Source organism: Neobacillus sp. PS3-12 (assembly GCF_030915385.1).
GTDB lineage: Bacteria > Bacillota > Bacilli > Bacillales > Cytobacillaceae > JAEVLT01.
In genome coordinates, this window is record NZ_CP133268.1 from 2,369,678 (window position 1) to 2,383,527 (window position 13,850).

At 41.6% G+C, this 13,850-nt stretch carries 13 protein-coding genes and 1 pseudogene; all 14 read right to left on the minus strand.

Annotation, left to right across the window (positions count from 1 at the left end; genetic code table 11):
* Positions 1-3: 3 nt before the first annotated feature.
* Positions 4-1,314, minus strand: coding sequence for a UDP-N-acetylglucosamine 1-carboxyvinyltransferase (gene murA, locus RCG17_RS12010; RefSeq protein ID WP_308175367.1), 1,311 nt, complete (start codon positions 1,312-1,314; stop codon positions 4-6).
* 32 nt (positions 1,315-1,346) lie between these two features.
* Positions 1,347-2,090, minus strand: a complete 744-nt coding sequence (locus tag RCG17_RS12015; protein WP_308175368.1) for a YwmB family TATA-box binding protein — start codon at positions 2,088-2,090, stop codon at positions 1,347-1,349.
* A gap of 170 nt (positions 2,091-2,260) precedes the next feature.
* The gene (locus RCG17_RS12020) at positions 2,261-2,509 is read right to left on the minus strand and encodes a DUF1146 family protein (protein ID WP_308175369.1); all 249 of its coding nucleotides are present in this window, start codon (positions 2,507-2,509) and stop codon (positions 2,261-2,263) included.
* 355 nt (positions 2,510-2,864) lie between these two features.
* Positions 2,865-4,382 (minus strand): NADH-quinone oxidoreductase subunit NuoN, encoded by a 1,518-nt coding sequence (nuoN, locus tag RCG17_RS12025; RefSeq protein ID WP_308175370.1) that lies wholly within the window; start codon positions 4,380-4,382, stop codon positions 2,865-2,867.
* A 6-nt stretch (positions 4,383-4,388) separates the two neighbouring features.
* Positions 4,389-5,900: a complex I subunit 4 family protein gene (locus tag RCG17_RS12030; RefSeq protein WP_308175371.1), complete on the minus strand. Its 1,512-nt coding sequence runs from the start codon at positions 5,898-5,900 to the stop codon at positions 4,389-4,391.
* Positions 5,897-7,771, minus strand: a complete 1,875-nt coding sequence (nuoL, locus tag RCG17_RS12035; protein WP_308175372.1) for an NADH-quinone oxidoreductase subunit L — start codon at positions 7,769-7,771, stop codon at positions 5,897-5,899. Before nuoL ends, RCG17_RS12030 begins: the two co-directional genes overlap by 4 nt.
* 111 nt (positions 7,772-7,882) lie before the next feature.
* The gene (nuoK, locus tag RCG17_RS12040; protein WP_308175373.1) at positions 7,883-8,197 is read right to left on the minus strand and encodes an NADH-quinone oxidoreductase subunit NuoK; all 315 of its coding nucleotides are present in this window, start codon (positions 8,195-8,197) and stop codon (positions 7,883-7,885) included.
* Complete coding sequence (locus tag RCG17_RS12045) at positions 8,197-8,706, minus strand: NADH-quinone oxidoreductase subunit J (protein WP_308175374.1); 510 nt, start codon at positions 8,704-8,706, stop codon at positions 8,197-8,199. The genes nuoK and RCG17_RS12045 overlap by 1 nt, the downstream gene beginning before the upstream one ends.
* On the minus strand, positions 8,703-9,122 hold the full coding sequence (gene nuoI / locus RCG17_RS12050; RefSeq protein ID WP_308175375.1) for an NADH-quinone oxidoreductase subunit NuoI: 420 nt from the start codon (positions 9,120-9,122) through the stop codon (positions 8,703-8,705). Before nuoI ends, RCG17_RS12045 begins: the two co-directional genes overlap by 4 nt.
* Positions 9,123-9,324: 202 nt before the next feature.
* Positions 9,325-10,332: an NADH-quinone oxidoreductase subunit NuoH gene (gene nuoH / locus RCG17_RS12055; protein WP_308175376.1), complete on the minus strand. Its 1,008-nt coding sequence runs from the start codon at positions 10,330-10,332 to the stop codon at positions 9,325-9,327.
* Positions 10,332-11,431 (minus strand): annotated as a pseudogene (locus RCG17_RS12060) (NADH-quinone oxidoreductase subunit D). Before RCG17_RS12060 ends, nuoH begins: the two are co-directional and overlap by 1 nt.
* A gap of 3 nt (positions 11,432-11,434) precedes the next feature.
* Complete coding sequence (locus RCG17_RS12065; protein WP_308175377.1) at positions 11,435-12,583, minus strand: NADH-quinone oxidoreductase subunit C; 1,149 nt, start codon at positions 12,581-12,583, stop codon at positions 11,435-11,437.
* Between the two features lie 3 nt (positions 12,584-12,586).
* Positions 12,587-13,099, minus strand: coding sequence for a NuoB/complex I 20 kDa subunit family protein (locus RCG17_RS12070; protein ID WP_308175378.1), 513 nt, complete (start codon positions 13,097-13,099; stop codon positions 12,587-12,589).
* On the minus strand, positions 13,090-13,464 hold the full coding sequence (locus RCG17_RS12075; protein ID WP_308175379.1) for an NADH-quinone oxidoreductase subunit A: 375 nt from the start codon (positions 13,462-13,464) through the stop codon (positions 13,090-13,092). The genes RCG17_RS12070 and RCG17_RS12075 overlap by 10 nt, the downstream gene beginning before the upstream one ends.
* Positions 13,465-13,850 lie beyond the last annotated feature (386 nt).

Genomic DNA, 13,850 nt, shown 5'->3' on the forward strand with positions numbered 1-13,850 from the left:
TAATTAGGCATTTAAATCAGATACAAGTGGTTCTACGACTGTAAATGTTTCTTCTTCTTCTTTAACGCGTTCAATATCAGCGCCGAGCATTGCTAACTTTTCATGGAAATTTACATAACCACGATCCAAATGCTTCAATTCTGTTACACGCGTTACGCCATCAGCAACTAATCCAGCAAGAATAAGTGCCGCTGCGGCACGAAGATCCGTTGCAGCTACTTCTGCGCCTTGAAGATTTGATAAGCCATTAAGGATGACTGAACGTCCTTCAATTTTGATGTCAGCATTCATGCGGCGAAATTCTTCGACATGCATGAAGCGATTTTCAAAAACTGTCTCGGTAATCATGCTTGTTCCTTCGGCGCGAAGTAAAAGAGCCATCATTTGTGATTGCATATCCGTTGGGAAACCAGGATGTGGCATCGTTTTAATATCAGCTGCTTTTAGCTTTTCAGGGCCAATTACACGAACACCGTCATTTTCTTCGATAATTGTGACACCCATTTCCTCCATTTTGGCAATGAGGGAAGATATGTGTTCTGGCACTGCGTTTTTTACAAGGACATTACCACCTGTAATCGCTGCAGCTACCATAAAGGTACCAGCTTCAATTCGGTCAGGAATAATCGTATGGTCTGCACCAAATAATTGCCTTACTCCTTCAATTCGAATTGTACCTGTACCGGCGCCTTTAACATTTGCGCCCATTTTATTAAGGAAATTAGCAAGGTCGACGATTTCAGGTTCTTTTGCGACGTTTTCAATAACGGTAGTTCCTTCTGCAAGTGAAGCAGCCATCATGATATTTTCGGTTGCTCCTACACTTGGAAAATCTAGATATATCTTGGCCCCTTTCAAGCGGCCGTCTACTTCCGCTTCAATGAAGCCATTCCCTACCTTAACCTTTGCACCCATTGCTTCAAAACCTTTAAGGTGCTGGTCGATAGGGCGGGATCCAATAGCACATCCTCCGGGAAGCGCAACCCGAGCTCGCCCATTGCGAGCGAGCAGTGATCCCATTACAAGGACGGAAGCACGCATTTTTCGAACGTATTCGAATGGCGCTTCTTCTTTCAACTCTCTGGATGCATTAACGGTAACTGTATTATTTTCAAAAACCACTTCTGCGTTTAAGGTTCGTAATACTTCATTAATTGTGTATACATCGGAGAGAGTTGGCACATCTCTTAATACACTTTTTCCATCACTTGCTAATAATGTTGCAGCGATAACCGGCAGCACGGAATTTTTTGCGCCTTCAACTCTAACCGTACCATATAGCCTTTGTCCGCCGCGGACGATAATCTTTTCCAAGAGTATTCCCCTCCGCGTCCATATTCTCTATATTAATATTCAATCGTTATGATTGGTGTGCCAACTACAACGGTAGTCTTAGCGCCCAATCCTTCTGAGCGAACACCGATTTGCAAATTACGATTTTTGATCGAATCCGCAAAACTTGGTGACTCTGCCGTAACCGACATGAAATTATCCTCTTTTAAGGCTTCTATCTCTTTCGCATTAAAAATTTTCAATAAATGATTCATTGCTTTTGGCAAAGACGTATACATCTTATCACCGAATTCACCTTTTATACAAGAGAAAATTGTTGGTATACCGTGAAATATGTCGTTTAGCCTATTTTTGTACTGATCCGATGTAAAAAAGGACTCTGACGCTTCATTCCACTTATCCCCGCTGACCCGATAAACGATATAGGCATCGACAGGTTTGTTTGTGTGGGTTGCCATAATTTGAAGTAATTCCTGGTGGTGTTTAGAAGTTGGAGATTTTGCTGATACTTCCCATTTTTGGCTGGTATTTGACTCGGACCATTCCCAGTTGGGATATCTTTGCTTAAGCTTTTGCGCATATTCCTTTACTTCATCCGCACTCTTTAGGTTTACCAAATGCTCTCTTGCATAGAAAGACCATTCTGTGAGTAAAATATTCTCGTTTTTCAATGCCGTGACTAATTTTTTTAGGTCAGTATCTCGCTCTCCCGCTGAGACTACTGTCCGATTCCCAATTTGGAAAATAATAAAACCAACCATTAAAAAAAGAACAATATACATTGTTTTATTTTTCATCTCTACACTCCCCTTATCTTCATTGTTACCAAGAAGAGGGAGAGCATACTTGGGAAAAGTCGTCACTATTTGACAATTGCTATTTTCCTAATTTATTCATCCGTTATGTTCAATACCACACAAATTGAATTTTACTCAAAATCCTAATAAATAGAAACATGTACAAGGACCTATATTTGTATGTATTGTAAAATTAACGGCAGCTGTTTTGACCACTGATAGTAATCCAGGAAAAAATTACTGACGGATGAACCGATGATAATCGCTAATATTATATACAGCAACCTAGCTTGAAAAACATGGTTTGGTTTTATTAGCTTGTCTAAGCGAACTGCCTGCAATGCCCACCAAGATATGGCAATAAATACCAAATGGGATAATAGGCTTAACAAGGCATCCTGCCCAAAATCATTTACCATCCTGTCACCTCACTTTTTTAACCATGATTATAGTAACACATTGAACGCAAAAAAGCAGAAAAGATTGTCCCTTTTTTGAAAAAAATTTGACATATTATTTTAATCAAATATATTGATATAACAAGGTTTTCGAGGAATTTGATTTGTTAACGTTTACATTAATTTCAGGTTTTACAGATGTTTATTAGATAGCACACGTTTCTTTTAGAAATTAACATGTTATTCATAAATATATCCTTAAATAATGTCATAGATTACAAAATTTTGTAATTTTTGTCGCATTTTTTGTTAAAAACTTTCCACATATAAAAAAAAGCCAAGTACCCAAATCGGGCACTTGGCTTTTTACGTTCCATTACTTTAAGAAGTCCTGGAATTGATTGAAATGGTTGTGCAGGAAGTCTAATGCTGTGTTTGGCATGATGCCAAGCCAGATTGACCCGACCACACCGATGATGATGACTAACAAGATTCCAAATGGAATGTTGCCCAATTTTGAATCGTCTCCAGTTTGGCGGAAGAACATTTGCTTCATTATGCCAAAATAGTAGAAGTACGAAACAACGGTTGTGGCAATCATCACGGAAGCTAAAACATAATGCGGGCTTTGATCAACGAATGCACCCATGAAAATGTTAAGCTTTCCGATAAATCCTGCGGTACCAGGGAAACCTGCCAATGAAAGAATTAAGATTCCCATTGAAACGGCCAAGACTGGTGACCGTTTGTAAAGACCTGCATAATCTTCAATTTCTTCTGAACCTGTTTTTTCTGCAATTAACTGAATGACTGCAAAGGCACCAAGGTTCATGAATAAGTAAGCAGCTAAGTAAAACCAAATCGTATCAAACATGAAGTAGTTCATTGTAGTAAGAGCAACTAAAATGTAACCTGCATGTGAAATACTTGAATAGGCGAACAATCTTTTGATGTTCTTTTGCTTTAAGGCTACCAGGTTTCCGATAATCATTGTTGCGCCGGCAACCACGGCAAGGTAATTCTGCATATTCAAGAGTATTGGTGTTGAGCCAGGACCTTGGGTGGCAGCAACGCCAAACACGGAAATAAGAACGCGAATGACGATGATGAAACCGGCTGTTTTTGAAACAACACTCAAGAATGCTGTTACAGGTGTTGGCGCTCCTTGGTAAACGTCCGGTGTCCACATATGGAATGGCGCAGCGGAAAGCTTGAAGGCCAAACCAATAAATACCATTAAGAATGACAAACCAAGCATATAGACATGCTGTGGGTCTGATGTTGCCTGCAGTTTTGCAGCAATCTCTAATAAATTCGTTGAACCTGTTAAACCGTAAACATAGCTCATCCCAAATAGTGTGATTGCTGTTGCAATTGAGCCATTAATGACGTATTTCATTGCTGATTCATTGGATAGTTTATTCTTTTTGCGTAAACCAGCCAAAATATAAGAAGAAATTGATAACGTTTCAAGGCCAACGAATAATGTAATCAAGTCGCCGCTTGAAGCCATCATCATCGCACCTAGCAAGGCCGTTAAGAATAAGTAATAAAATTCACCTGTATATTTTTCAAGTCCCTCTTTCGCTTCGTAGCTGACAGCTAAGAGAAGAACTAATACTGAGCCGCCAAGCAACAGGAACTTAAAGGCTTTGCCAAATGAATCAAGGCGGAATGTATCATACAGGATTGATGTTGTTCCACGATCGACTAAGCCAAAAAGCGAAACAAGTGCAGCTAATACGCCGACAATGGCGATCCAGCCTAAAATTTTTCGGTCTTGCTTATTTGGCATAAATAAATCAACCACAGTTAGTATTGCAGCAACCCCAAGGATGATAAATTCCGGCGCCATTGTGCTCCAGCTATATGATAGTAATGTATGAAGACTCATCCTTGATCACCCTCCTAACCCAAGCAATGTGGCATGAAGCGGTGAGCTTAGAACACTTGGGCAAACACCGATTAAAACAATTAGAAGCATAAGTACAAGAACTGGCACGTACTCTCTTCCTTTTAAATCTGTTACACCAGTAAATTCACGATTCGCCTGCCCGAAGGTCATAGCGAGTACGGCGCGCAGCATGTAAGCAGCAGTCATGATAATACCAAGTGTACCTACAGCAGCAATGACTGGCATTGCTTGGAACAAGCCTAAGAATGCGGAGAATTCGCTAACGAATCCTGACATCCCTGGCAAACCAAGGTTACCCATGGCAGTTGCCAGCAAGAATCCGCCGATTAACGGCATGCCTTTTGCCAAACCGCCTAGGCTGGAAATTTCGGTCGTGCCTGTTCTTTCGTAAATGACACCTACTAAGAAGAACAATAATGCCGAAATTAAACCGTGTGAAATCATTTGGAAAATAGCACCTTGAATTCCGGCTACATTTAATGCGGCAAGACCCATTAGGATAATTCCCATATGGGAAACCGAAGAATAAGCAAGCATTAACTTGAATTCGGTTTGAACGAACGCAAGGAATGCACCATATAATAGGTTAATAACGCCAAGGATCGCTAAAAGCACAGCCACTGATTTAAATTGCTCTGGGAAAATTCCTAAGCCAAAGCGGATTAAACCGTAGGCACCGATTTTCAAGAGAATACCAGAGTGAATCATAACCACTGGAATTGGTGCTTGGGCGTGCATCCGAAGCTGCCAGCTATGCAATGGAACAATCGGTAATTTAATGCCGAATGCAATTAACAGTGCAAAGAACAGTCCGAACTTCGCTGCTTTTGAAATTGGTGCAATCAATTGTACATTTGGATCATTAATGAAATGATACAAGGCATCAATATTGGTTGTACCTGTGCGAGCAAATAAGATCATGATGACGATTAATAGAATCGCTGAACCTAATCCGTTATAGATTAAGAAACTCCAAGCTGCTTTTTCTTTTTCGTAATAGCCCCATTTTCCCGTTAAGAAGAAGGTTGGGACAAGGGTTGCTTCGAAAAAGATAAAGAATAAGATCAAGTTTTGTGCTGTGAAGACGCCAAGCATTCCTGTTTCAAGAATAAGGAAGAGCATAAAGTAGCCTTTCCATTCCTTTTTGATATACAAGGAAACGGCGATCGCAGCTAAAGATGAAACCACTGCAGTTAGGACAACTAACAGTAAGGTAAATCCATTTACACCTAATTCATAGTAAACCGAAAACAAATGCGGATCTGTTTTTTCAAAACCGCCAAATTGAATCCAGTGTTTTGAAACGGAAAAAACAGATAAACTTTTTCCAGCAAGCTGATGAAAATAAACAGCTAAAGCCAGCACCAATGACGGAAGGGTAAAGATAAAGCCGACAGCTTTCAAGGCTTTTCCTTGGGTCTTTGGCATAAATCCCAAAATCAAGACGCCTAGTAAAGGGGAGAATACTAGGAACGTTAAAACAGACGATAAACTCATTTTAAGTACCCCCCTGTTAGAGCATAGATGACTACTAAGACGGCAAGACCGACAAAGGCCATTGCCCCATATGTTTGAACCTGTCCACTTTGCAGTTTAGAACCTGCTCTGCCAAGACCTTGAACAATAGCAACCACTAAAGCCACTAAGCCCTCGACAATATAACGGTCAATGAATTGAGCAATATAGCCGATGCCTTTTGCCCAGCTCATGAAGGTAAATTGATAAAATTCATCAACATAATATTTGTTTAATAAAATCGTGTGTAAGGTACTGCCCTTGCCGCTGAGCCAATCGCGGGAAACCGAACGTTTACCGTAAATTAGCCATGCAAGGTAGATACCTAACAAGGAAACGACTGTTGCTGCAAGCATGATCCATACTGGTTCGCCTTCATGATGTCCTTCAAGGACTGGATTTCCTTGTGTGAGCCAGTCACCTAAGAATGAACCAAACCAAGGTGTATTGACGTAACCGGCAATAATTGCCATTACGCCAAGAACAATCATTGGGAATGTCATCGATGATGGTGACTCATGTGCATGGTCAACATCTTCGCTGCGGCCTTTCCCGGTAAATACCATAAAGAACAAACGGAACATATAGAATGCCGTAAAGAATGCTGCGATTAGAGCAAGCAAGAAGAGCACTGGATGTCCGCCATTCCATGCTGCTGCTAAAATTTCGTCTTTACTGAAAAACCCTGATAGAAGTGGAACACCGCTGATTGCTAATGTACCAATTAAGAATAATGGACCAGTAAAGCGAAGCTTTTTCCAAAGACCGCCCATTTTTTCAATATCCTGATTGCCGCCGACAGCATGGATAACGCTACCTGCTGCAAGGAAGAGCAATGCTTTAAACATAGCATGTGTGAACAAGTGGAATACTCCTGCTACATAACCGCCAGATCCTAAGGCAAGCATCATATAACCAAGCTGGCTGACAGTTGAGTAAGCGAGCACTCGCTTAATGTCTGTTTGGACCAGACCAATGCTGGCTGCGAAAATCGCTGTAAATCCACCGATTACGGCTACAGTCATTAATGCTGTTTGACTTGCTAGGAACAGCGGGAATAATGCTGCAACTAAGTAAACACCGGCAGCAACCATTGTTGCGGCGTGAATTAATGCTGAAACTGGTGTCGGACCTTCCATAGCATCCGGTAACCATGTGTGCAATGGGAACTGACCTGATTTACCAACGGCCCCAATAAAGACTAAGATCGCTGTTAAAGTGATCATAGTTTGGGAAACGTGACCATTCTCAACAGCTTTAAAAATCACACTGTATTCGAAGCTTTTGGTCTGCCAGAATAGTAGAATCATTCCGATAAACAAGCCGACATCCCCGATACGGGTCATGATGAAGGCCTTTTTGGCAGCTGCCTTTGCTTCTTCTTTGTAAAAATAGAAACCGATTAACAAGAAGGAACCTAATCCAACAAGTTCCCAGAATACATAGGTTTGCAATAAGTTTGGCGAAATAACGAGTCCAAGCATTGCAAATTGAAATAATCCAAGGTAAGCAAAGAAGACCGGGAATCGCTCATCGTCATGCATATACCCTTTTGAGTAGGTTGTAACTAAGAAACTAACAAGCGAAACGATAAATAGCATTAATGCATTTAATTGATTCACTTCAAAACCCGCTGTTAAATGAAGATCTCCTATGGTGAGCCAGTTAGCCTTGACTAGGTAGGTTGGCCCAGAAATGCGGGCAACCAAGACCATAATCGAAAAGACAAGTGATAGGAACGTTGCTAACATCCCTACATATGCACTCGCTTCCTTTAGCCGCTTACCAAATAGAAGAAGGATCAAAAACGATAATAGCGGGAAAAGCGGAATGAGCCAGGCATTTTCCATCATTATCAATATCCCCTTTTTTTCACGCGCAAACCGTTGATGGCGCGTCAGATTGGGCCCGCAAAATGCGGAACGTTCCTTTTTATATTAGGAAGTTATTAATCAAACGTTTGATTAATGTTTCATCGAATTAATCTCGTCGATATTAACGGTTTTACGGTTTTGGTAAAGCGAAATCAAGATCGCAAGTCCAACCGCTACTTCCACCGCTGCTACGGCCATTGAAAATAACGCAAAAACCTGACCGGTAATCGATGGAACTACACCATACTTACTGAAGGTAACTAAGTTAATATTTACTGCATTTAGCATCAGTTCGGTAGAGATTAACACGATGATGGTGTTTCTTTTCGTTAGGGCACCGAATAAGCCTATGCAGAAAAGGATTAGTGCTAATGCCAAGAAGGCAGATGCGGGAACGGAACTCATTAGTTTTCGCCCTCCTTGTCATCTTTTTTCGATAAGACAATGGCACCGACAAGACCGACTAGCAAGAGTACGGAAGCCAATTCAAATGGAATTGTATATTTTGAATAAAGTGCTTTACCGATTTCCAATGTATTGTTTACATGCAGATTGCTTGGAACTTGAGGAACATCGTAATTGTAAATTCCAAGGTAGACTGCAAAGGCAAAGCCAAGTACGCCTAAAAATACTAGAAACTTTCGCAGTTTATGTCCTGTTTCTTCACTTTCGGCATTGTGCTGGGTGAGCATGATTCCAAATAGCATGATAATCGAGATGGCACCGGAGTAAATCATAACTTGAACCCCTGCAACAAATTCAGCTGACAAAAGGATATAAATACCAGCGATGCTGATAAAGGTAAACGATAGCGCCACAATGATTTGTACTACTTTTGTCAGGTTTAATAACAGTACGCCTCCAATGATTGCGACTAACGCGAGACAAATGAAAGCTAAGAATTCACCGGTCACGGTTTATTCACCTTCCTCACATTTTCGTCGTTCTCGTCCAGCCATTGAAGATTTTTGAATAGATCGTCACGGCTGTATTCAGCCAATTCAAAGTTGTTCGTCATGATAATGGCCTCAGTTGGACAAACCTCCGTACACAAGTCACAAAGGATGCAAATTTCAAAATTGATATCATACGTATCGATTATTTTACCTTTTTTCGTTGGGTCCGGATGCTTTTTACCAGTTAGGTTAATACATTGAGTTGGGCAAATGTTCATACATTGATTACAAACAATACATTTTTCCGGATAAAATTTCTGGATGCCGCGGAATCGGTCTGGCAGCGGCAGCGGTTCATTCGGATATTCGTATGTAACCTTTTCCCGCGTTAAGTTTTTAAGGGTATATTTTAAGCCTTTTGTAAACCCAAGCACGTTTTTCACCCCTTTTTGTTTAATTAAAAGTTTATATTTTTGAACTTTGATAATCGTCTAGCTCCAACTCCCAGCGACTAGTGTACTTCGCCCCCCTCCCTACGATAAGTCAACATCGAATCGCTATGCTCTTCGTGTTTCCTTTATCTCAGTCGGTGTGCTCCAGTCCATACGTCGCTAAACGGTCGCTTCCGCTTTGGATTTATGAGAAGAAAATTGTTTTTACTAATGCAGTAATAAAAATGTTTAACAATGCGATTGGAAGCATTACTTTCCAGGCAAATTCCATTAAGTGGTCTGCTTTTAAACGTGGCATCGTTGATTTTAACCACATGTACAGGAAGACAACGAAACAGAGTTTTAAGGAGAACCAAACAGCTCCAGGGATAAAGCTTAAGAATGCGAATGGAGCGAGCCAACCGCCTAAGAATAGTACAACAATTAAAGCAGACATTGCAAATAGGTATACATATTCTGCAAGCATGAAGAACGCCCAGCGGAAACCGGTATATTCAATGTGGTAACCGGCGACAAGTTCATTTTCTGCCTCTGTTAAGTCAAATGGTGTACGGTTTAATTCTGCAATGGAGGCAATGAAGAAAATAATGAAAGCTACAGGCTGAAGTAAGATAAACCAGCCATGCTTTTGCTGCAGAACGATATCATTTAAATTCAAGGACCCTGTGATTAAGATGATTCCAAGGACAGACATAACAAGCGGAATTTCATAGGAAATCATTTGGGCTGCTCCACGTACGCCTCCTAAAAGAGCGTATTTGTTATTGGAAGCCCAGCCTCCTGTTACAATTCCCAGAATCGTGATACCTGAAATTGCCATATAGTAGAGCAATCCAATTCCGATATTGGCAAATTGGAACTTGTCTGTAAATGGAATGGTTGCCAATACCATAAAAGATGGAGCGAAGGCAACAACTGGTGCAATGATAAATAACGGTTTATCGGCAACTGCCGGGATAATATCTTCTTTTAATAAAAGTTTTAAAACGTCCGCCATTGTTTGTAAAAGTCCTAAACGGCCGCCAAGCTGGTTTGGACCATAACGAAGCTGCATGAAACCCATTACTTTCCGTTCGGCTAGGATGGCATAACATACGAAGGCTAACAAAATGAACAGAAAGAGCAATGCTAATAAGAAGAATATGACGAAATTTAACAAGCCGGGACTTGATTGCAGTAAATTCTGGATCATTAGCCATCGACCTCCCCAAGGACAATATCAAATGCCCCTAAAATAACAACCAGGTTTGCGATATTTTCTCCTACTAAAAGTTTTGAGAGAATCTGCAGGTTATAGAAGGATGGCCTTCTTAGTTTTAAGCGATATGGTTCTTTTTTGCCATCGCTGTAAATGTAAACTCCCTGTTCTCCGCGTGTTGATTCAATCCTTGTGAATGCTTCACCTTTAGGTGCTTTGATAATCTTAGGCACTTTCGCAAGAATCTCGCCACTAGACGGGAACTGTTCAGCTGCCTGTTCGACGATCTTTAATGATTCTTCAATTTCCAATAAGCGCAGATGATAGCGAGCTAAGCAGTCGCCCTCTTCCCTTACCGGAATATCGAAGTTAAAGCGATCATAGATTGAGTATGGTTCATCCTTACGAAGATCCCATTTTACCCAGTTGACCGGAGTGCGACACCACTTAAGCTGTAGGCAATGGCTTCTTCTTTTGTATACTTTCCAACACCTTTAACCCTGCTGACAAATATTTCATTTCCGTCGACAAGGTCGTGATACCCTGCGAGCTGTTCGCGCATATATGGTACAAATTGTTTTACTTTTTCAATCCAGCCCTCTGGTGCATCCCATTTCACGCCGCCAACCCGCATATAGTTGAAGGTCAATCGCGCTCCGCACAATTCGTTGAACAGGTTAAGAATCATTTCCCGTTCGCGGAATGCATAAAGAAATGGACTTACTGCTCCAATATCCAAGAGGTATGTTCCCCACCAAACAAGGTGACTGGCAATTCGGTTTAATTCCATGCAGATAACCCTTAAGTATTCAGCCCGCTCTGGAACTTGAATGTCCATCATTGTTTCTACCGTATGGACTAACGCATAGTTATTAAGCATTGCAGATACGTAGTCTAAACGGTCTGTGTATGGAATGATTTGAGTGTATTGCAGGGCTTCAGCTAATTTTTCTGTACCGCGGTGCAAATAACCAATAACCGGTCTTGCTTCTTTAACTATTTCTCCGTCAAGCTTAACAATCAGACGGAAAACACCGTGTGTACTTGGGTGCTGAGGACCTACGTTCAATAGCATTTCTTCCGTTCGTATCATCGGTTACACCTCCACATCGTGCGGCTCATAATCTTTTCTTAGTGGATGGCCAACCCAATCTTCTCCAAGCATTATCCGATGCAGGTCAGGATGTCCTGTAAACTTAATGCCCAGTAAATCATATGCTTCACATTCAGGCCAGTTGGCTCCCGGCCAGATCGGCACTAGTGATTCGATCGTTGGTTCATCACGGTCTATCTTAACTTTTAAATCGACGGTTTGACGATTTTTGTATGAATAGAAGTGAGCGTAAATTTCCATATGTGTTTCAAAGTCGGTTCCATGAAGCTCTACGAGATAATCAAAGCTTAATAGCTCATTATATTTCAAAAATTGAGCCAGCTTGAAATATGTATCGAGCTTAGCCACTAGAGTTGGAACATCTTTTGATAGTTTGTTGATATAAGAGTCTTCTAGTACATCTGTTCCAAGGTTTTCTTCGATGACTTTACGGTATTTATCAAGGAAAGGCTGTTTTGGAGAAACATCTTCTACTTGAGCTGCTGGTGCTGCAGGAGCTTGATCTCCACCTTTCTTTCTGGCAGCTGCTGCTGCGGCTGCTTTCGCTTTTGCGGCGGCTACTGCTTTTGCCTTTTCATCGTCACCGCCAGCTGCTACGCCTCCTGCTTTTGCTTTGGCTGCTGCTGCTGCGGCTGCCTTTGCTTTTGCGGCAGCAATGGCTTTGGCTTTTTCATCATCACCTGCGCCTCCTGCTTTTGCTTGAGCAGCGGCTTTTGCCTTTGCTGCGGCGGCTGCTTTCGCTTTTGCGGCAGCTGCGGCTTTTGCCTTTGCATCATCGCCAGCTGGTTCTGAAGCTGCTGGTGCTGTCGGAGCTTCTCCACCCTCACGCTTCGCTTTGGCTGCTGCGGCTGCTTTCGCTTTTGCAGCGGCTGCGGCTTTCTTCTTGGCTAAATCAGCATCATCCTCAGTGGCTGGTGCATCCTGTGCTGCTTTCTTCGCCAGGGCAGCGGCTTTTGCGGCTGCGGCTGCCGCTTTCTTTGCATCAGCGGGATCTTCAGCCTTTGGCGGTTCTGCAGCTGGTTTTGGAGCTTCTTCACCGGCCTGTTTTGCCTGCTTTCTTGCTAATGCGGCCGCTTTTGCTTTTTCTGCAGCCTCACGCTTTAATTGATCGAGATCTTTTTCCCCGCTCATTGGTTAGATCACCTTCTTCCCAGTTTTCGCTTCATAGCGAATTTTTTCCTTTAATTTATTGATTCCATATATTAAAGCTGCTGGGTTTGGTGGACATCCTGGAATATAGACGTCAACAGGAACAATCTGGTCCACTCCCTTAACTACGGAGTAGGATCTTACATACGGACCTCCTGCAGTAGCACATGAACCCATCGCAATGACCCATTTTGGTTCAGGCATTTGATCGTAAATACGGCGTAGCAAGGGCGCCATTTTTTTCGTAACAGTACCCGATACGATCATGGCATCTGATTGACGTGGTGATGCCCGGAAAAATGATCCAAAACGGTCCAAGTCATAGTGGGAAGAACCAACACCCATCATTTCGATCGCACAACAAGCAAGACCAAATGTAACAGGGTAGATTGATGCACTTCTAGCCCATGCTTTCACTTGCTCCAGCGTTGTCAAGAATACATTTTTTCGCAATTCTTCCATTTCTTGTGGTGAAATATTGTCTAAATTTAGATCCATTTTAACACCTTCTTCTTCCAAGCATAAGCTAAGCCAATGATCAGCATCACAACGAAAATTAACATTTCGATTAATGCAAATACGCCCAAATGATTGTAGGCAACGGCCCATGGATATAAAAACACTGTTTCTACATCAAATACTACGAACATCAGGGCAAAAATATAATAGCGGACATTGAACTGTACACGTGCATCGTGAAATGGTTCAAGACCGCTCTCATATGTGGAAGCTTTCATCCTACTTGGCTGCTTTGGACGCATAAGCTTCCCTAAAAATAGTGCAATTGTAGGCAACAACACCCCGAGACACAAAAACGCAAAAACTATCAGATAGTTATTCTGATATACATGCAGTAGCCCCATGCCTTTTTCCCTCCATCGTTGTAGGATATATATATAATGAAACGTGTAACCGAATACATTATAGCATTGTTGTAAATCGGTGTCGATAAATGTTCGATAAAATTGGAAATTCCGACAATGATATTTTTTGACAATTCTGTAATTGTTAAAAACTGAACAAACATCGTTTTTCTCGGATGAAGCGAGGACGGGCGACACCGCCCCGAACCCCGCTAGGTCTATTTACTTATTTTTCGGTCCTGTTTCATCAACACAAGCATTATCATTTAATAATAAAAAAATGGGTCTGTCAGTGAGAATTGTCATTAGTTTTTATGAGTTTGTTTTTTTTTCACAAAGTCGCGGCTCATTTTAACTTATGCACGTCTTTTCTATTTTATGAAAGT